Origin of the sequence: Bacillus sp. SIMBA_074, assembly GCF_046534555.1 — a bacterium.
Lineage (GTDB): Bacteria > Bacillota > Bacilli > Bacillales > Bacillaceae_G > Bacillus_A > Bacillus_A mycoides.
In genome coordinates this window covers 1-20,488 of the sequence record NZ_JAWRYM010000014.1, presented here as the reverse complement: position 1 = coordinate 20,488, position 20,488 = coordinate 1, and the positions used below count along the sequence as shown (strand labels likewise).

Here is a 20,488-nt window from a genome sequence, read left to right as displayed (position 1 = left end):
AATGGAGTCAAAAATTCTTATTGTTGATGATGATAAAGAGATTAGAAATCTTATCTCTGTATACCTGGAAAATGAAGGCCTAAAAACTCAAAAGGCAGAAGATGCTATACAAGCTTTACAACTGTTAGAAGAAAAGGAATTTGATCTTATTATTTTAGATATTATGATGCCAAATATGGATGGTATTGAAGCTTGTATGAAGATTAGGGAAAATCGTAATATGCCTATCATTATGCTATCTGCAAAATCCGAGGATATAGACAAAATTCAGGGGTTAGCCTCTGGCGCAGACGATTATTTATCAAAGCCGTTTAACCCATTGGAATTAATCGCTAGGGTAAAATCTCAATTAAGAAGGTTTAAAAAATACAATTCATCAATAGAACATAATAAAAGCATTCTAGAAATTGGTGACTTAACCGTGAATACAGATACACGTCAAGTATGGGTAAGAGGAAAAGAAACAAGGTTAACTCCAAAAGAGTTTGCTATTCTCGAACTACTTGCCCGCAACAAAGGGATTGTCCTGAGTGTAGCAAAAATATATGAAGCAGTTTGGAAAGAGGTTTTTTATAAATCAGATAATACCGTCATGGTGCATATTACAAAAATAAGAGACAAAATTGAAGAGGATTCTAAACATCCTATTTATATTAAAACTGTTTGGGGAATTGGGTATAAAATATGAAGAATGTTAGTTTTAGAAATAAGATCATTATAAAACTTCTTGCTGCTGTTGCAGTTAGTTTTTTTATTTCATTTGGTTTAACAATCCTCATTTTGGCATACGTCATAGATCCATTATTTAAAAAACACGAAGAATTTGGTATGTTTGAATTCAATTTGGCATTGTTGTTCTTATTCGCGTTCGCAATCTTTAACTTTATAATAATTTTTTTATTATTGGTTCGAAAGAAAATAGTTTTTTTGAAGCTTATTTCGGATAGTGTGAATGATATTGCCAATGGAAAACTGGGTTTGACCATTGGGATTAAGGGGAATGACGAATTGACCCAACTTGCTCAAAATATCAACTATATGTCCAAGGAATTGGAAAATACATTTGAACAAGAAAGACGATTAGAACGTACAAAAAATGAACTTATAACTAATGTATCTCATGACTTACGCACACCGTTAACATCTATTATTGGCTATATAGATTTATTAAAAAGAGGGCAATACAACAGTAAAACACAATTACAGGAATACCTTGAAACCACTTATTCAAAGTCACAGAGACTGAAATATTTAATTGATGAGCTGTTTGAATATACTCGTTTATCAGGCATAGATGCTAAGTTAAATCTTAATGAAGTTGATTTATCAGGTTTGTTGGAGCAAATAGTTGGAGAATACATTCCTATATTTGAAAAGGAAAGCTTAATCGTTCAAAAATCAATCACACAAGAAACAATACCTATCTTCATAGATGCAGAAAAAATGGTACGTGTATATGAAAATCTCTTTATGAATGCGATAAAGTACAGCATAAAACCATCTGAATTATCCGTATGTCTTGAATTAATGGATAACAAAGCAATTTTGAAAGTGTCAAATAAAGTCGAGAGGCCGCCTGTTAGCGATCCAAATAAATTGTTTGAAAGATTTTTCAGGGGGGACAAGGCAAGAAAAGATGACCAGGGAAATGGTCTGGGGCTTGCTATCTCAAAAAGAATTGTTGAACTTCATCATGGTAATATACATGCAGAATATAAAGATGGCTGGATGTCCTTTATTGTTGAACATCCAATCAAATAGACTGGCTTATGGAATTACAGGTTCCATAAGCTTTTTTTTATAAAACTTAAGAATTCTTAAGGATTTTACAGGGTGTTTCCTAATTTTCATAGTTTATCATGGATGTATTCAAAGTGATGAGGTGAGTGAAGAAGATAGAAGGAAAGATTTCATTGTAGCTTAAGGGTGGATGCAACATGACTATTTTGTTAGTAGTAAACAAACATAATAGCTTATTGTAATGAAATAAAAAAACGTAGGAGGATATATATGATAAAACCAGTTGTAAATGTAAAAAATATTCAAAAATTGTACGGTAAAAAAGGTGAGAATCAATCACACGCATTAAAAGGTGTATCATTCTCAATTCAAGAGGGGGAGTTTGTCGGTGTTATGGGGCCATCTGGTTCTGGTAAAACAACATTATTAAATGTAATTTCAACGTTAGATAAAGCGACAGGCGGCGTTGTTGAAATTGCAGGAACGGATATTACGAAAATGAAGCAAGGTGAACTTTCTGATTTCCGTTCACAAAAGTTAGGGTTCATTTTCCAAGACTTTAATTTATTAGAGAACTTATCTATTTATGAGAACATTGCACTTCCACTTTCACTTCAAGGTGTTTCATCACATAATATTGGGCCGAGAGTAGAAAAGGTAGCTGATATGTTAGGAATTTCAGCAATACTTCAAAAGTATCCATCTGAAGTATCTGGTGGACAAAAGCAACGTTCCGCAGCAGCACGTGCGTTAGTTCATGAACCTGCAATTATTTTAGGAGACGAGCCGACTGGAGCTCTAGATTCTAAAAATGCAACGAGTTTACTTAATGCCATGACAACCTTAAATAAAGAGCAAGGTGTATCCATCATGATGGTTACGCATGATCCTTACAGCGCAAGTTACTGTCAGCGTATTTTATTCATTCAAGATGGTGAGTTATATAAAGAAATTCATCGCGGTGGTACCCGTGAAGAATTCTATAAAGAAATTTTAGAAGTGCTTGCAAACTTAGGCACACAAAAAGCGTAAGGAAGGAAGTTCAATCATGTTATTTAAGCTTTCTATGTCAGGCCTAAAAAGTAAGTTGCAAGATTACATTGTTTTACTTGTTGGTCTTATTGTCTCTATTTCAACTTTTTATATGTTTCAAACGCTAGCATCCAATAAAACGTTCCTTGAATCTAACTCTTCTATTAGGGATATTGTGTCTGTATTTAAAATTGGTTCCTTTTTGTTAGCGGTTATCACATTTTTCTATATTTTATATGCAAACTCTTTCTTATCAGCTCTTCGTCAAAAAGAATTTGGTATGTATATGATGTTAGGAGCAAAAAAGCATAAAGTTACCTTACTTATGTTTATCGAAACAATCATATTAGGTGCCACATCTCTTTTGATTGGAATTACAATTGGTGTAGGACTTGCAGAAGGTATCGGTCAGCTGTTAATGAAACAACTCGAGTTTGTTGGCGAAGGTTATAAAGCATTTTATCTGCCATCTATAGCTATTACTTGTGTCTTCTTCTTTGCACTATTTGTTTTATCGGCAATTATGAATAGTATTAAATTATCTCGTATTTCTGTACTGCAACTTGTACATGCAGATGAACAAACAGAACGTGTTGCCATAAAAGGAAAAATGACAGTTGTAATTGCATTCCTTGGTATTCTTTTATTAGGTATTGGTTATGCATCACTGATTTATATGTCATATGCAAATTCGCTAATTGTTTTGGGATTAATGGCCGTTGGATTAATCTCATCAACCGTTGGTACTTACCTTATATTTGGATCACTTCTCCCAGTTATGATTAACAAGCTAAAGAGTAATAAAAAACGTAGTGAAAAAGGCCTCAATGCTTTTACTTTTGCACAATTAAATTTCCGCATTAATGGTCTAACAAATGTGCTTGCAACAGTAGCAATCTTAGTGGCTCTTGGTGCTGGCGGAATTGCTTGTGGTATGGCATTTAAAAACAACATCGTAAACATGACAGATCAAATGCGAATTTACGATTCAGTCATTCATAATCCAACAGCGGAAGAAAAGACAATTTTGGGTAGTATCTTATTTCAAGAAAAGCTTGAATATCATTACAAAGTGGATGATAGGTATGTTTATTATCTTAAAGAAGATGTAGAGAAAAATCGCCCTTTCATACAAGGTATGAAAATAGAGAAAGTTTCAGAGGGAATACCAATTGATGCATTTTCAATAAAATGGGTTAAAGGAGAGACAGACACAAAACAATGGATCCAGGCTTTCAGAACGATCCAGCCAAATTATTTGTATCCTGATTATGAAATGAAAATTGTAGATCAAAACATATACGATGGGTTGAAGGGTAAAGAAAGTACTGTGTTTATGGGAAAAACAGATGATTTTGGATCATACATAAAAGAATGGAAAAAACTTGATGAATTACAGATAGCAAAATATAAAAATGTGAAAGCGGAAGAATTGGATAGTAAGTATCAAACATATATTATGAGTCGTGATTTTGCCAGCGGACTAATGTTTATGGGTTTTTTCGTTGGAGTTGCATTTTTAGCAATGATGGCAAGTTGCTTAATGTTTAAAGTTCTGTCGGGAGCATCAAAAGATGTAGCACGTTATCAAATGCTTCGTAAAATTGGTGTCCGCCGAGAATTATTAACAAAATCAATTTATAAAGAGTTATTCTTCATATTCTTATTCCCCGCAATTGTGGGGATTACTCATATATTAGTTGGTATGAACATGTTTAGCCCTCTTGTAATCGATCCGTACTTTCGTATTTGGTTACCACTTGTTATTTTTGTAGTAATTTACTCGATTTATTACTTGATTACTGTTCAATTATTTAAAGGAATTGTACTCCCGAAAAAAAATTAATGTAATGATGTTATTTATAAAAAGTATCAACATAATCAGACCCCGTTTTATTGATTATCCTGAATGGGTACAAGAAATTTAGAAATAATAGATGGACTAGCACTACGGTCCATCTATTATTTATTTTAGATTTTAAATTAAAAATTTATCTTTTATCTAAGAAGGGGCACTGTTTCTGCAGTACCAGAGGAAGCAACTGCTTATTTTTATCGAAAAGCTCTAATGAATATGGTGTTATTTTCCACGTGGGACAAACCTGAGGGAGCTGCACAAGGGATTCGTTGGGTAGAAGCTTTTCGTCACGCGTTGATTCCTTTTACAAAAGGTGTCTATGTTAACACACCTGATCTCTCAATGAAAGATTGGTCAGATTTGTATTATGGTGAAAACTTCAAACGATTGACTCAAGTGAAGGCTAAATACGACCCAGAAGATATTTTCAATTTTCCACAAAGCATTCCACCTGTTTATAAAAAATAGAAATCTTTTGTCGGCCTTAAATTTTGCAATTTATAAAGAATGATAGATAATCCTTTTTGGAAAGAACAATTAAAAGAGAGAGATAACATTGATTATCGACTATATCCAAAGTTAAATCACTTCTTTACAGAAGGAGATGGAGAATTAAGTCAATCGGATGAATATTATAGTCCTGCTAATATCCCTGAGTACGTTATAAATGATATTGCTACGTGGGTGCAAGGAAGATCAAACTGAAATTAGCAACCATATTTTTAAATAGCTATTTTCAGTCCTTAAGATAGAAATATATATAATTATATTATGATGTAAATAACTATAACGAACGGAGTAAAGTTTCTTATTCAAATACTTTAGATTCTCATACCTGGGGGCATCATCCATGCTAGCATCTTAATATTTGGAAGTATATACAAATACTCTAAACGAAAAAACGGTATTCTTTCTATCTAAGATGTAGAAGGATTATCGTTTATTTTTTTGAAATGTAAAAAAAAATTAACATTAATAACGGAATTATATAAACTAATAATGTAAAAGTTTTTGGCAAAATTAGGGGTGATGTTCATAAAAATGGAGAACATACTTCGTATTTTACGTAAAGAGAAAAAGCTTTCACAAGAGATTTAGCTAAATCCCTTGGTGTAACAGTTGATTAAAGTTTCACTTTATTACTTGTAAAGGGTTATTCAATGTATCGTACTATTGAAAAATCTGAATTTAATTAATTAAATGCGATAAAATCTTTTTAAAAATAATGAAATTTTAGGAAAAATAAGGTACACTAGTCAATGGTTTTAGTTTAAAATCGATTGACGTTAATGTATACGGGGGAAAGATTGATGAACAACAATCCAATAAATGAATCAGTTGAAGAAGTTGAGAGAAAACGAGTAAGATCAAGCAAACGTTTTACAAATTGGAAGCTTATTGCAGCGGGTGTTGGTGTAATTGTACTTCTCATTGGAGGAATGAGTTATTATCAGGCAACTCACTTCAATTCAAATGTTACGATTAATGACACAAAAGTCGGTGGTCTGAACGCTGATCAGGCAATACAGAAATTAAAAACATCTGGACTAGAAAACAAAGTCTATGTTGATCAACAACAAATTTTAGATGAAAAAGAGACAAAAACAGAACTTACGGAAAAAGATTTGCCTCAAGTTAAGAAACTATTAAAAAGCCAGTGGACATTTTTCCCTTCTTCAAAGGAAAAAAATTATTCAGTGCTACCAGAAAAGGCAGATCAGTATCGTAGTGAAACGATGAAAAAACTTGTAGAAGAAAAGCTTGTTTCTATGAATAAAGAATTAAAAGCACCTCAAGATGCTATGGCGAAGCTCGAACAAGGAAAAATTGTTATTTCGAAGAGTGTTGATGGCAAACAGTATGACGTTACTAGTCTATTGAAAGATTACGACAAGCAGAAATATAAAAGCGAAATTCATCTGAAGTCTACATACATACAGCCTATTAAAGAAGACGATCCGATTATCAAAAAAGAGGAGAAAGCACTACAGAATCTTCTTGGGCAGTCTGTTGAGTATAAAGTGCAGAATGAAGTGTATCCTTTAAAAGCGAAAGATTTAATTCAAAATGCCTCTATGTCAAAGGATATGAAAGTTACAATCGATGAGAGCGAGATTAAGAATAAGATTGCTGAAATTAATAATGCTAAATCAACATTAAATAAAAATTTCAGCTTTAAAACTCATTCCGGTTCGGTTATATCAGTAAAAGGACAAGGCTATGGCTGGGCACTAGATGTTGAAAAAGAAACAAAACAAGTTCAACAAGCCTTTGAGAAAGGCGAAAAATCACTTTCTGCTTCTAATATTCACGGAAATGGTTGGGAGAAGGAAGGTATCGGTTATGAAACAACATCGAATAATGGCATCGGAGACACGTATGCGGAAGTTTCAATTGCAGGGCAACAAATTTGGATTTATAAAGATGGAAAATTAGCAGTCACAACAAATGTAGTAACTGGTAAACATAGCACGAGTGAAGATACATCACCAGGTGTGTGGTACGTTCTATATAAACGAACACCATACACGCTGAAAGGAAGCGCAGTAGGTAAAGCTGATTATGCAGTTAAAGTAGATTACTGGGTTCCATTCACAAATAGCGGTCAAGGATTCCATGATGCTGGCTGGCGAACAAACTGGGCGAATAATGCCTATTTAACAGGGGGATCAGGTGGGTGTGTCAACCTTCTTCCTAATGTTGCAAAAACTGTATATGATAGTTTGAACACTAATGATCCAGTTATTGTGTACTAGAAAATAGCTACGTATCAAGAAATAAATAAAGCAGGAAATCTTATCTGATGGTACATGAAAAAACACCTCGTGAAATTGCATACTAAGTGTGCAATTTCAATGGAGGTGTTTTTTGTTTGAAAACAAGAGTTCATTGCCTATAAGAAACGAAGTAGAAAGAGATTGAGATGATAAATAGATATTCAAATAGTCAATAAAATTGACACTGAATATCATTTTCATTTATTATGAAATCGTCGCATGTAATTGGACATGATTTTTGTGAAAAAGTTTACTTTTTTATTAATATAATAGATTTCTATTAAGGTGTCCCATTTAAGAATTTAAGCGTAGGAAAGGGTAAAATAAAAATGAACTGGAAAAAAGGCGGATTATGGATTATTATTTTTTTCATTGTAAAAGGCACAATTTCTACACTTTTAATAGTTACAGGCGCTAAATATTTTGATTTATCATTTATGCAACTTTTCGTACTGATACTGATCTTATTACTGATTTCTCTCATAAGTCGAAAATTGCTTTATAGACATAAACAAAATAAAAAGCAAAAAGAGCTAAATATATAATGAAGCCCCAGAGATCTTTGGATTTCTGGGGTTTTACTTATTCAATAGTGAGTTTTGGGTCCGCAATACGAATGATACACTCCATCAGTTTTATCGGTTGTAAATCGAAAATTCACTAATTTTATTGAATAAATAGAAAACACTTTTCTTTTTCTTTTATTTCATTTAATATCAATAAGGGCGCCAAAAAAATAGATAGGGGTGCTAGAATGTACGGTATTATTAATTACGAAGTGTTTTTACTAACAGGGATTTTATTAAATCTAATTCCTGGTGCAGACACCATGTATATTGTGGGGAGAAGTATTTCACAAGGTAGAAAAGCAGGTGTGTATTCTGTTTTTGGTATTATTACTGGTTCTTTAGTTCATACATTATTGGTTGCTTTTGGTTTATCTATTATACTTACAAAATCCATTGTGTTATTTAACACCATTAAGGTTATAGGTGTTATCTATCTTGTATATTTAGGAATTAAAATGATACTTGATAAGACAAATGTAGCTTTTCAAGCCTCATCCAATAAATTGAACATTAGAAAGATATATTTACAAGGACTCTTAACAAGTCTTACGAATCCAAAAGTCTCTTTATTCTTTATTGCGTTTCTTCCGCAATTTATAGATACAAAGGCTTCAGCTCCTATGCCTTTTATCATTTTAGGAATTACTTTTACAGTAACTGGACTATTGTGGTGTTTATTTGTTGCTTTTTTCTCTTCATATGTCACAAAAAAATTAAGAGGAAATCAAAAGGTAGGAATGATTCTAAATAAAGTAACAGGACTGATTTTTATTGGTATGGGTTTAAAGTTGCTTCAAACGAAGGCTCCTCAATAAACTTGAATAATAAAAAAATGCCCCCTTTTAAGAGATGTTATCTTTAATTTAAGCTAATTTCTATATATTAAAAAGCCCCTTCAAATTTGAAGGGGCTTTTTGCTTGTTATTTTGGTTTATCTAAAAATTTATTTCATAGTGCAGGGTCTATTTTAATTAATTGTCATGAATATATGTGCCCTCCAATGACAAGGTTAAATCTTTTCCAGTATTACATTTAGAAAACTAGAATAGAGGAATCTAGTTATACCAACTAAATGCAGTCTAAGACATTTTTTAACTGAACATTTGGGAAAGAATGTGTTTCTTAACTTAATAGCGATGGAGTAGCACCCCATACCCATCAAGCTGAAAAGGAAAAACACCTTATAACAAAAAAATTCTGCACCATTTAAACTCTGGTAACAATTCATATGATCAAGAATAATTGAGCTAACAGATTTCGTTAAGTTATTATAATATAAAAAAATTAAATTCACCTTCTGCAATCCATTCAAATGGCTCAATTTCCGCATCTTTTGAATTCCCTGAAAGTGCTAAACCTAAGCAAAATAATTAACTATCCTATGCAAGAAAGTTAGGCTAGTTAATCGCATATGTTTTATTGAAGGGATGTGATTGAATTATGGAACGGCCGAATTGGGGAATTGGAGGATTAGTATTCGTTGGCTGCATGTTTCTTGGCGGAGGAGTGGGATCTATATTAGGTGATACTCATGCTGGATGGCTAATAGGGATGGGTGCTGGATTTATTGGGATGGCTTTAACGAGACTGATCAGAAAGTAATATAACGGGATTCTTCTTCGGGTAAATAAGGAAATATGTATGTAAGTAATTCATGGTATAAGAGCTCTATAAATTATAGTTAGAACCTTCTCTTTTGTATTTGTCTTTTCTAAATTTCTCCATACATAGATATGATTCTCAAGTCGGAGGATGGCACCTTAGGGTGTCTTTTTTATGCTCTCTAAAAATGTCTTAACATATATAGCCGAGTTAATTCAAATAATCAAGAATAATTGAGCTAATAGATTTCGTTAGATTGCCATCATCTTTTTTGTAATAGAATAGATTCATTACCGTTTCAGACCGATGTATTCATTCATAACCTAACAGTAAAAGGGGGGATGATTAAAGGCATGGCGATTAATGATGAATTAATTTGTCAACAGTTTGCAAGAATTATCGGTGGCCAAGAAGGATTCGCCGGTGGAAAATGCGTGGCAACAATAAATCGGGATGAAATACAAGCAACAATCTTGGGGAAACGTTTTAGAGTAACAACTTCCTTCTCATTCGAATCACGAGATAATAAAACTGGACGGGCATTATGTCTAGGGCGGGTAGCACTCTTACAAAAGGAAGTCACTGAATTTGTTGCTACAATTATTAAACAAGGAATAATCGTTTCGTCTATACACAATGAGTGGTTATGTGATGATCCAAATTTAATTTACGTTAATATCGAAGACGTTGATGATCCACTAATTTTCGCAAGGAAAGTCAGAAGAGCGTTATGCAATTAACCAATTTTTTTAGTTAAATGAGTGATTGTGTTGATTAGAATATTTCAGATTGTTGAATGGTATACTTGGAAAATAGATTTAAGTAGATGGTTTTATAAAATCTCATATATAGCTAAAAAGATTAACTCCATTTTGATCGCTTTTTTTCAAAATGGAGTTTTTGTATTTACTTTTAAATAAGGACTGAAGAGAGCTTTTTAATCAATCTTTATTCTAAAGCTAAAACCGAGCATACATTATGCTCGGTTTTCAATAGGTAGTTTAAATGTAAAAGTACTGCCTTCTCCTAATTCACTTTCAACGGTAATTTCTCCTCCGTGTAGTTCTATAATCCATTTTACCATCGACAATCCTAAACCTGTGTTTCCATTGTTTGAAGATGTTCGTGCTGCGTCAACTCGATAGAAGCGGTCCCATATTTTCGCAATATGTTGCTCGCTGATGCCTATGCCATTATCGGAGACTTTACCTATTATGTTGGTTTCATCCCGGAACAGTTGCATATTCACAGTGCCGTTCGCTTTGCTATAAGCAATCGCATTCGTTAGTAAATTCATTAATAAACGCATCATCAATGTTTGATCTGCTTTAATAAACAGGTCTTCCTCTATATTTGTTGTTATATTAATCGAAGCTTCTTGAACCATTAATGAAAGCTCTTCTACAACGATTTCCGTTAATTCACTCATATTGATACATTCAAATTGAAAAGTATTATGCTTTTCTTGGTCAACTCGTGCTAATAATAAGAGTTGCGAGATTAACGCGGACATTTTACGCGATTGCCTTAAAATTACTTCTAACGATTCTTCCATTTCTTTCGGATTATTCCTCTGCGATAAAGCGTATTCGCATTGCGAAATAATAACAGATGTTGGTGTTCTTAATTCATGAGATGCGTCAGATGTAAATTGTTTTTCACTTTCGAATGATGTCTCCAATCGCTCAAACATTTTGTCAAAGGTTTGTGCTAAATGATACATTTCGTCTTTCGATGAACCTTGTAAATTAATTCTCTTCGAAAGGTCTTTACCATCACCAATTTCACTGGCTGAATCACTCATTTGTTGCACAGGTCGAAACGCTCTTTGCGTAATAAAATATCCTCCCACTGCCGCAATGAGAATAAGCAATGGAAATGAGATGAGTGTTACCACAATAAGCGTATTCATGGTCGATGATAATTGATTCATGGTCATTATGCCACGAACCCAGACTTGCTCATCGCCGCCTACATTATGGAGAAAATCATATACTATCCATTCCTTATTACCGTCTTTAATGGTTTGTATTTCATCGGATTTAAGCGATACCTTTTTATTAAAGGTTGTTGGATTATGTCCTGCCAGCAGCTCACCTTGTTTACTATAAATGATGATATTTACTCCATCTTCTAAGGCTTCAAATTCATCGTCAATCTTTAACTGTCCATGCTTATATTCGATATCTTCAACACTTTCTTTTACTGTGCTCTTCAATTGATTTTTCATATTAAAGAGCACAACTTTATCTGAAGAAGTTAAAATAAAAGCTAACACGAGTGCCATAATAATTACAACTAGCCCCGTATACCATAGGGTCACTCTCATTTTTATTGATAGTCTTTTCATGATTCAACTCGCAATACGTAACCAGTGCCTCGTACAGTATGAATTAACTTCGTTTCAAACTGGCTATCAATTTTTTTACGAAGGTATCGGACGTAAACATCAATAATATTCGAGCCACCTTCATAGTCGTAATTCCACACATGTTGCTCAATTTTATCTCGTGTCAACACAACTTCTTTATTACGAATCATATATTCTAAAATAGCAAATTCTTTACTGGAAAGATTGATAACTTGATCTCCTCTTGTTACTTTATGCATATTGCAATCCACCAATAGGTCAGCGATTTCAAACACATTAGATGTATTTCCTGTTTTTCTTCGCATCAACACTCGAATTCTTGCTAACAGTTCATCAAAAGCAAACGGCTTTACTAAATAATCGTCCGCACCTAAGTCGAGTCCTGTTACGCGATCATCAATTGTATCTTTAGCTGTAAGAAGCAAGACAGGAGTGGTATTATTGTCCGCGCGTAATCTTTGTAATACTTGTAAACCATCTATTCCGGGAATCATAATGTCAAGCACAATCAAATCGTAGGTAGCCATGCTTATATAATCTAATGCATCTTCTCCATTCCCACATCCATCGACACTATAATATTCTGCATTTAATCGTTTTACTAATATATTTTGTAAGTCTTGTTCATCTTCGACAATAAGAACTCGCATTAACATTCTCCTTTTCTTCTTATTTATATGTATCACTATAATTTCAAAACATTAAAGAAAGATTAGAAACTATTTAATTATATCATTTTATCCCGTATTAACGGGCAGTAAGACTCCTACCTCAAAATTCGGCGAATGCGAGAGAGTTAGGTGGGAGCCCTGCTGCCCGTAAAAGCCCGATTGGTGAGGGCTGATTAAAGTTTCACTTTATTTTTTTGCACATTAATCTTCCTTTAATGTTTGTTCAGTAATATAAGGACATGGATAAGGTGCACATGTAAAGGGAGGAAAACATAATGGGAAAATGGATGATGATTGGAGCAATGTCTTGTTTATTCTTAACAGCTTGTTCGACTCAAGCTGATAACGATACAGAAGTACAACAACTGAAAGTAGAAAACGATAAATCACAAAAAGAAGGTGCTCAACTACAACAAGAACCACACAAAACAGGGCCTGCTATGAATGATACTAAGCAAACACAAGATTTCAAAAACGAAGTCACATCTATTGTAGAAAAGGCAAATAATACGAAACCAGTTGGAGCAAAAGAAGATAACTTAAATACGTACTTAGCAGCAAAAAAAGAAATTGACCAATTAGATGACAAGATAGATCTATCTGATGATCAGCTAGAAGCAGATTTTCACGCTGGAACGATAACTGTTGAACAATATCAAATACAAGAAAGAGAACAAGATATACTTGAAGATCAATTAGAGCAAGCAGAAAATGTACTTGAAGCAAGATTTGGAATAAATGATTAATCATTAAGGAGTGGATGAAAATGTTAAAACATAAAAAGAAAATAATTATAAGTGTAATTGCTATTTTAGTAAGTGGTATTGCTATTGTTGGTGGATATTATGGTATGGGTTACAATTATGCAAAAAAGAATGACAACTACACAGAGAAACAAGTTCGTGAAATTTCTTTAGCTCATACAAATGGAGAAATTATTAATGTAAAAAAAGAATTCGAATTAGAAGATGACAACTTAGCACAATCTCAATTCGAATATGAAGTGGAAATCAAGACACCTGAGAATCTATTAAATGTTTTAAAGGTTAGTGCTAGAACAGGCACAATAGAAATCAATAATGGAGATTAAAAAATATTGAACAATAAAATATCACGTATTTTAAAAACTCCTAACAAAATTTGTTAGGAGTTTTTTTCACGTTTATACTCTACTATTCTAAAAGGGGGCACGCTACATCGCTATCAAGTTAAGGAATACACTCATCTCCCAAACGAAAAAATGAGCTGAATTCTCATAAATAACTGTAGAGGTATAAAATTTTCGTTTTGGAGATATTTTAAAATCTTAGCTTGATGGTGATGTGACACTATCCCTTATATGGATGATAAGAAGATGAAACAAGTTGATGAGCTATATAACTCGCGCGACGAGATAGAAGAGAGAATGAGCAGGTAAAAAAGATTATATTGCATAAAGTTTACGAGAAAATGAGAGTATACTTTGGTATTGTGTAATAAAGAAAAGACACCCATATAAGAGTGTCTTTTCCGATAGTTTTTTTAGCAGAAGCAAGCAGCTCCAACAATGATTAATAAAATAAATAATACAACTAATAAAGCAAATCCTCCAGCAAAGCCGCCTCCGCCACAACTACCACCAAAGCCCATTTTAATCTCTCCTTTGAGTAGGAGGGGAAATTCAAGGTCACTCATGTATTTTAATGGATTCAATTTACTTTATGTTTTTAAGGATTAATTGAGCAGGTCCTTTTGAAAAAAACATAAGGATTCTAAGAATAGCAACATATTATATATTTCGCGAAAACAGACTATTTGATTATCGCGATAAAAAAATTAATATAATGTATTAATCCTAACAGAAGGGAGGATTAGCCATGCAATTAGTTTGTTTTAAAGTAGTAGATGGTCAATACTTCTTATTTGTAGAAGGTATCCAGATTCCTGTACCACAGCGGTTGCTACAGCTCTATTAATTGGTTTAGGAGTAATCCCACATCGCCATCAAGCTAAGGTTTTGAAGTACCACCCTAAATGAAAATTTTCTTTCTCTACAGTTAGTTATTTTGAGAAGTCAGCTCATTTTTTGTTTTGGGGGTGTTTACTTTTCTTAAGTTAATGGGCATGGGGTAGTGTCAGGAAAATGCGGATTTACAACGTTAAGGAAATGAACATATTAAAAAGCCCAATTTCTCAACATTTATATTTGAGAAATTAGGCTTTTTTCGTTGCTCCGTTAAAGCGCCCTTTTATTGAATAAGAATTTTCTTCAAATCGAGACGGATTGGCATATAATGTTTTCGCAGCGTGAATGCCGTGTTATATGACGTACCCGACTTCTTCGAGTTACTTTCACACCGCTTTTCTGTTTCAATTTTCACTTCAGTAATGTATATTTCAGTAAAGGCTTTTTATAAAACGTCACTTACTTATTTGTTACCAAGTTCTTCCGCCAAACCGATTAGAAGTCCTTCGATTCCACGAATGTAGCAGAGCCGATACGAGTTCTCGTACTGAACCACTTCGCCAACGAGCTGAGCACCATACTTAGTGAGTCTAGATACCATTTCGTCAATGTCTTCAACGGTGAACATGACGCGTAGATAACCGAGGGCATTTACAGGAGCAGTCCGGTGATCTGATATAGTAGGTGGGGTGAGAAATCGCGAAAGTTCAATTCGGCTGTGACCATCTGGGGTAACCATCATAGCAATCTCTACGCACTGAGAACCCAATCCGGTTACACGACCAGCCCATTCACCTTCGACAGTGGCCCGTCCTTCATCTCCTCGAAGAAAGAGATTGCGTCATCAAGGGATTCTACAGCGATGCCGACATTGTCCATTCTTAGTAATTTGTTTTTTTCATAGTTTTATCTCCTTATGTGTAAAAAATTATTATCTGATCATCTTCATATTTTATCTCTCCGTCTCAAAAAACTCAATCCATTCCCCATCAGGGCCAGCAAAGAATATGTAACGTGTTCCATCCGGTAATGTTTCAATTTCTTCACCTAGTAAAAACGTTACTTTGTGGGTTTCTAGTCTCTTGATTTCATCTTCTAATGAATCTACCTTAAAACAAATGTGATGTACTTTTCCTTCTGCCGGAAGGGAAGAGTTGTAACCTTCAATTAGTTCAAGTATCGTTTCTTTCGATTCTTCCACACCTAAAAAAGCGAGTTTTAAGTCTGGATTTGGATGTCCCATACGTTTAATGAGTTGTAAGCCGACTACTTCTTCATAAAATGAAATAGATGTTTCTAAGTTTGCAACCATAAGTCCAACGTGTTCGATTCTTCTAACTGGCATGTAGATTCCTTCCTTCTTTCTGAAAATTATATATAAAATAATATTGAAAATTAAGAAAATAAGCAAGATAAAAACCTTACAAATTTTAAAGTGTAATATGGTATAGTGAGAAAGTATGTTTGGGGAGAAGGAAGGAGATTATACTATGAATACAACTACTCAAACTCCTTCATTATCGGAAACGATGAAAGAGTGGCATTATGCATTAGCATATGAAATTAAACATTGGAAGACGATAGGTGGTAGTAAAATTTCTATCATTAACGGTCGTTTCTTATATACAGATTATGAAAGTACAGTATACGTATTTCAGCTTATTTCGGAAGTAAGCTTACCTGAAGGTTCACCAATTCGAATTGAGTTCGATGGTGAAGAAGTAACAGGGGAAGTATTATCTGTACATGGATTAGAAATAGAACTGAAATTAAATGATTATATACAAGGTGAAATACGAGAAGCTGTTTTATACAGTGAACCGTGGCAATTGCTAGAACAGCTGCAAGAGAGATTGAAAGAGGCACATAAAGATAAGCTGAAACGTAATCGTATAAAGCGTCTTGTTGATGGGACGAGCAGTCCGAAACATATTGAAAAGATGAAAAATACGAAAAATGAATTGGCGTATCGTTCTTTTTACAATCCAACAACGTACGTGTGGGGACCACCGGGAACAGGGAAGTCTTACAATTTATCGCGTATTATTTCTGCTCATTATCAAAAAGGAAAATCGGTACTTGTGTTAGCTCATAGTAATGCGGCAGTAGACGTATTAATGAGTGAAGTAACGAAGCAAATTGAGAAGAAGAAGAAATGGACGCCTGGAGAAATTGTTCGTTACGGTTATAGTCAACATGAACATATACGAAATCATGAAACGTTACTTGCGTCGAAGTTAGTTGAAACGACGAACGGATCTTGGGGAGAAGAAAGGCTCTACTTAGAAGAGACACGACAAGATCTTCGTGAAAAGATTTTATCATATAAAGCGACTTCTGCTGATAAGAAGCGTATACAAGAGATTGAAAGTGATCTTCGAAAGCAAAAAGCGAAAATTAAAGAAGTAGAAAAAGAATATATTGAAAATGCGAAAGTAATCGGTGCAACGCTATCAAAATGTGCAATTGATTCACTTATTTATGAACGTACATTTGATTTAGTTGTCGTAGATGAAGTAAGTATGGCTTATGTTCCGCAAATCGCATTAGCTGCTTCACTTGGGAAACGTATTGTCGTTTGTGGTGACTTTTTACAGTTACCTCCGATTGCGATGGCGAACCATGAACTCGTTCGAAAATGGCTCGGTGAAGATATGTTTTATCATGCAGGGATTGTTGATTCTGTAAATAAATCAGAAGCACATCCGAACCTTTTTATGCTGCAGGAGCAAAGACGTATGCATACGGATATATCGAAGTTTACGAATTCATTTATTTATAAAAATAGAGTGTACGATCATCCATCTGTTTCAGAGCGTAAAGAACTTGCGAAACTGCAACCGTTCGCAAATGAGGCGAGTGTTTTATTTGATACGAGCTTAATGGGAGCCTTTTCTTTAAAAGACGCTGCTTCCGGTTCTCGTTTTAATATTATGTCTGGTTTAGTAGCGATGCAAATGATGTTAATTGGATTGTTAGACGGTGTTCAATCTATCGGTGTAGTTACGCCGTACAGGGCGCAGTCCCGCTTTTTATCAACGTGTATTAGAGAAATGTTGCAGAGAACGAAATATCAAAACATACCAGTTTTAGCGGCGACAGTTCATAAGTTTCAAGGGTCTGAAAGAGATATGATGATCTTTGATACGGTTGATAGTTATCCGCAAGAACGACCTGGCGTGTTATTCTTTGACCATAAAAATCATCGCCTCGTCAACGTTGCAGTGACAAGGGCGAGAGGGAAGTTCATTCAATTATCAGATTGCCATTACATGCGTAAAAATTTATCGAGAAAACAAGCGTTGTCGCAATTAACAGCCCATATAGAACGTCACGGAGATGTATATGACCGTACGACATCAAGACAATTGTGGGAGCGAAAAATCTCGAAACGTTTACGCTGGTTTATGGAAATGAATCTTGAAGAACCGAAAGGGTTATTGAAAGATATTTTAGCTGCAAAACGAAAAATTATCATTTCCCTTCCAAGTACAAGGCAAGTAGATAAACGAGTATGGCAAGCGTTAATGCGTACAAATGCGCAAATAACGGTGTATAGTGATGGACCAGTTCCATTAAAAAATGTAAAATTACAAAGGCAAAACAAAGCGTTCCCGTTTATAGTAATCGATGATGAAATCTTTTGGGCAGGGGCACCTCTTACATCTCAAATGATGTTTGAAGGTAGTATGGAATTTCCGTACATATGTGCAAGATTACAAGCACCTGAAACAATTGGCGTATTAAAAGGGTTTTTAGATATTCGGTAAATTCAGATAGGAATTCCTTGACTTTTGCCTGGAATGAACTTAGAATAAAAATAATTTAATATAATTTTATGAAAATTCTTATCACGAGAGGTGGAGGGACTGGCCCTACGAAACCTCGGCAGCGGATTCTTTATGAATACTGTGCCAATTCCAGCAAGGTAACTTGAAAGATAAGAAAGAAGCTCATTTTTACTGTATATACAGAAGCCTCTTTCTATCTTTTAGAAAGAGGCTTTTTTACGTGAAAATAAAAGGAGGAAGAAAAATGGGAGCGACAGGAGTAACGTCACAAAGAAAAACAATTGAAGAGAGTATAGAAAGAAATAAGGGAAAATACATAAAAACAAGTCATGATATTCATGCGAATCCGGAGATTGGTAACCAAGAGTTTTACGCATCAAGAGCGTTAAGTTTACTGTTAGGAAGCGCAGGATTCCAATTGCAACACAATATAGCTGGTCATGAAACAGGGTTTATCGCGCGAAAAAGTTCCGGAAAACAAGGACCGGTCATCGCATTTTTAGCTGAGTATGATGCTTTACCAGGACTCGGTCATGCGTGCGGTCACAATTTAATTGGAACAATTAGCGTTGCAGCAGCAATCGCATTATCAGAAACGCTTGAAGAAATCGGCGGGGAAGTTGTCGTGTTCGGAACACCAGCAGAAGAGGGGGGACCAAATGGTAGCGCAAAATCGAGTTATGTAAAGGCAGGTTTATTTACAAATATTGATGCGGCGCTTATGATTCATCCGAGCGGAAAAACAGCGACGACAAGTCCATCATTAGCGGTCGATCCACTTGATTTTCATTTTTACGGGAAAACAGCTCATGCAGCAGCTTCACCAGAAGAAGGGATAAACGCATTAGATGCGATTATCCAGCTTTATAACAGTATTAATGCACTTCGCCAACAACTTCCATCAGATGTGAAAATTCATGGAGTCATTACAGAAGGAGGAAAAGCGCCTAATATTATTCCAGATTACGCAGCAGCAAGGTTCTTCATCCGTGCAGCAACAAGAACAAGATGTGCGGAAGTAACAGAAAAAGTAAGAAACATCGCACAAGGAGCAGCACTAGCAACAGGTACAAAAGTAAAAATTCATCAATTCCAAAATGAAATCGATGAATTGCTCGTAACAGAAACATTTAATGACGTCGTAGCCGAAGAACTAGAACAACTTGGTGAAGATGTAAACCGTAAAGAAAGAGTAGGAATCGGCTCAACAGACGCAGGCAACGTAAGCCAAGTCGTACCGACAATTCATCCGTACATTAAAATTGGACCAGACGATTTAATTGCGCATACGAATGAATTTAGAGAAGCAGCTCGTTCAGAACTAGGAGACAAAGCGTTAATTACATCGGCAAAGGCATTAGCGAATACGGCATATCGATTAATTACGGAAGAAGGGTTGTTAGAGAAGGTGAAGGAGGAGTTTAGGGAGGCGCAGAGGAATCAGGGATAGGTGTACAAGGAACGATTGAAAATACGACAGAAGAAGTGTTTGATGAAATTATGGCCGTCAATATTAAGGCACCGTTCTTCTTAATTCAGCAAACATTACCATTACTGCGAGCAGAAGGGCGTATTATTAACATCTCATCAGCCGAAGTACGACTTGGTTTTACAGGATCAATTGCATACGGTTTAAGTAAAGGTGCACTTAACACGATGACACTTCCTCTAGCTAAACATCTTGGAGAAAGAGGTATAACCGTTAATACAATTATGCCGGGATATACGAAGACAGATATTAATGCGAAATTGCTAGATAATCCAGAAATACGAAATTTTGCTACGAATTCATCTGTTTTTGGCCGAATAGGGCAAGTAGAAGATATTGCAGATGCAGTAGCGTTCCTTGCCTCTTCTGATAGTCGCTGGGTAACAGGGCAGATTTTAGATGTTTCTGGTGGTTTTTGTTTATAGGTGTACTACTCTATAATTATCAAATTAAAATCTTTTAATAGCTATGGAGGCACCACCCCATGCCCATCAACTTAAGAATTTTATAACACCCCAAAACAAAAAAAATGTACATTTTCACATGAAGATGTCAATGTTCTCGTTTTGGAGGTGCATTTTTTATGGCTAAATTTTCTTCAAAAGAAAAAATCCAAGCGGTGAAACGATATTTAGATGGTTCA

17 protein-coding genes, 4 pseudogenes and 1 riboswitch are annotated in these 20,488 nt (G+C 34.7%); of the genes and pseudogenes, 16 read left to right on the top strand and 5 right to left on the bottom strand.

All coding sequences use genetic code 11. The annotated features are described in order from the left end of the window. Position 1: 1 nt before the first annotated feature. The 11 genes and pseudogenes from SB773_RS16500 to SB773_RS16450 all read left to right on the top strand — a co-directional run bounded on the left by SB773_RS16500 (position 2) and on the right by SB773_RS16450 (position 10,318). Complete coding sequence (locus tag SB773_RS16500) at positions 2-688, top strand: response regulator transcription factor (RefSeq protein WP_097915173.1); 687 nt, start codon at positions 2-4, stop codon at positions 686-688. Continuing rightward, on the top strand, positions 685-1,761 hold the full coding sequence (locus tag SB773_RS16495) for a HAMP domain-containing sensor histidine kinase (protein ID WP_060749916.1): 1,077 nt from the start codon (positions 685-687) through the stop codon (positions 1,759-1,761). The genes SB773_RS16500 and SB773_RS16495 overlap by 4 nt, the downstream gene beginning before the upstream one ends. A gap of 249 nt (positions 1,762-2,010) precedes the next feature. Then, a complete protein-coding gene (locus SB773_RS16490; RefSeq protein WP_410590914.1) occupies positions 2,011-2,772 on the top strand; it encodes an ABC transporter ATP-binding protein in 762 nt (253 codons plus the stop codon). 16 nt (positions 2,773-2,788) lie between these two features. Then, positions 2,789-4,618, top strand: a complete 1,830-nt coding sequence (locus SB773_RS16485) for an FtsX-like permease family protein (protein WP_410590912.1) — start codon at positions 2,789-2,791, stop codon at positions 4,616-4,618. A 165-nt stretch (positions 4,619-4,783) separates the two neighbouring features. Continuing rightward, a pseudogene (locus SB773_RS16480) lies at positions 4,784-5,098 on the top strand (BBE domain-containing protein); the annotation flags it as partial. Between the two features lie 42 nt (positions 5,099-5,140). After that, a pseudogene (locus tag SB773_RS16475) lies at positions 5,141-5,335 on the top strand (alpha/beta hydrolase); the annotation flags it as partial. Between the two features lie 605 nt (positions 5,336-5,940). Further along, positions 5,941-7,386 (top strand): L,D-transpeptidase family protein, encoded by a 1,446-nt coding sequence (locus tag SB773_RS16470; RefSeq protein WP_410590910.1) that lies wholly within the window; start codon positions 5,941-5,943, stop codon positions 7,384-7,386. Between the two features lie 350 nt (positions 7,387-7,736). Next, positions 7,737-7,952 (top strand): hypothetical protein, encoded by a 216-nt coding sequence (locus SB773_RS16465; RefSeq protein ID WP_002161189.1) that lies wholly within the window; start codon positions 7,737-7,739, stop codon positions 7,950-7,952. A gap of 209 nt (positions 7,953-8,161) precedes the next feature. Continuing rightward, positions 8,162-8,791 carry a LysE family translocator gene (locus tag SB773_RS16460; protein WP_410590908.1) on the top strand — a complete coding sequence of 210 codons (630 nt, stop codon included), beginning with the start codon at positions 8,162-8,164 and terminating at the stop codon, positions 8,789-8,791. A 625-nt stretch (positions 8,792-9,416) separates the two neighbouring features. Continuing rightward, positions 9,417-9,578: a hypothetical protein gene (locus SB773_RS16455; RefSeq protein ID WP_000441003.1), complete on the top strand. Its 162-nt coding sequence runs from the start codon at positions 9,417-9,419 to the stop codon at positions 9,576-9,578. A 341-nt stretch (positions 9,579-9,919) separates the two neighbouring features. Further along, positions 9,920-10,318: a DUF1259 domain-containing protein gene (locus tag SB773_RS16450; RefSeq protein WP_060749934.1), complete on the top strand. Its 399-nt coding sequence runs from the start codon at positions 9,920-9,922 to the stop codon at positions 10,316-10,318. 236 nt (positions 10,319-10,554) lie between these two features. On the opposite strand, the gene SB773_RS16445 is transcribed toward SB773_RS16450, so the two are convergent. Continuing rightward, complete coding sequence (locus tag SB773_RS16445) at positions 10,555-11,928, bottom strand: sensor histidine kinase (protein WP_341113400.1); 1,374 nt, start codon at positions 11,926-11,928, stop codon at positions 10,555-10,557. Continuing rightward, on the bottom strand, positions 11,925-12,599 hold the full coding sequence (locus SB773_RS16440; RefSeq protein ID WP_410590905.1) for a response regulator transcription factor: 675 nt from the start codon (positions 12,597-12,599) through the stop codon (positions 11,925-11,927). Before SB773_RS16440 ends, SB773_RS16445 begins: the two co-directional genes overlap by 4 nt. A 296-nt stretch (positions 12,600-12,895) precedes the next feature. Here SB773_RS16440 and SB773_RS16435 point away from each other — a divergent pair, with 296 nt between their 5' ends. Both SB773_RS16435 and SB773_RS16430 read left to right on the top strand, forming a co-directional pair. After that, on the top strand, positions 12,896-13,366 hold the full coding sequence (locus SB773_RS16435; protein WP_002165464.1) for a hypothetical protein: 471 nt from the start codon (positions 12,896-12,898) through the stop codon (positions 13,364-13,366). 20 nt (positions 13,367-13,386) lie between these two features. After that, entirely contained in the window at positions 13,387-13,710 is a 324-nt protein-coding gene (locus tag SB773_RS16430) for a PepSY domain-containing protein (protein WP_410590903.1), read from the top strand. Positions 13,711-14,141: 431 nt separating this feature from the next. On the opposite strand, the gene SB773_RS16425 is transcribed toward SB773_RS16430, so the two are convergent. The 3 genes and pseudogenes from SB773_RS16425 to SB773_RS16415 all read right to left on the bottom strand — a co-directional run bounded on the left by SB773_RS16425 (position 14,142) and on the right by SB773_RS16415 (position 15,910). Beyond that, the gene (locus SB773_RS16425; RefSeq protein ID WP_098712643.1) at positions 14,142-14,249 is read right to left on the bottom strand and encodes a YjcZ family sporulation protein; all 108 of its coding nucleotides are present in this window, start codon (positions 14,247-14,249) and stop codon (positions 14,142-14,144) included. 779 nt (positions 14,250-15,028) lie between these two features. Then, positions 15,029-15,444 (bottom strand): annotated as a pseudogene (locus tag SB773_RS16420) (VOC family protein). Between the two features lie 73 nt (positions 15,445-15,517). Further along, entirely contained in the window at positions 15,518-15,910 is a 393-nt protein-coding gene (locus tag SB773_RS16415; protein WP_016091726.1) for a VOC family protein, read from the bottom strand. Positions 15,911-16,025: 115 nt separating this feature from the next. Between SB773_RS16415 and SB773_RS16410 the strand changes: the two genes are divergently transcribed. The 3 genes and pseudogenes from SB773_RS16410 to SB773_RS16400 form a co-directional block, all read left to right on the top strand. After that, positions 16,026-18,335, top strand: a complete 2,310-nt coding sequence (locus SB773_RS16410; RefSeq protein ID WP_410590900.1) for an AAA domain-containing protein — start codon at positions 16,026-16,028, stop codon at positions 18,333-18,335. A gap of 75 nt (positions 18,336-18,410) precedes the next feature. Continuing rightward, positions 18,411-18,512, top strand: a riboswitch (SAM riboswitch). An 88-nt stretch (positions 18,513-18,600) separates the two neighbouring features. Continuing rightward, positions 18,601-19,806, top strand: coding sequence for a M20 family metallopeptidase (locus SB773_RS16405; RefSeq protein ID WP_410590898.1), 1,206 nt, complete (start codon positions 18,601-18,603; stop codon positions 19,804-19,806). Continuing rightward, positions 19,797-20,270: pseudogene (locus SB773_RS16400) on the top strand (SDR family oxidoreductase); the annotation flags it as partial. The gene SB773_RS16405 and the pseudogene SB773_RS16400, both read left to right, overlap by 10 nt. Positions 20,271-20,488: the final 218 nt, after the last annotated feature.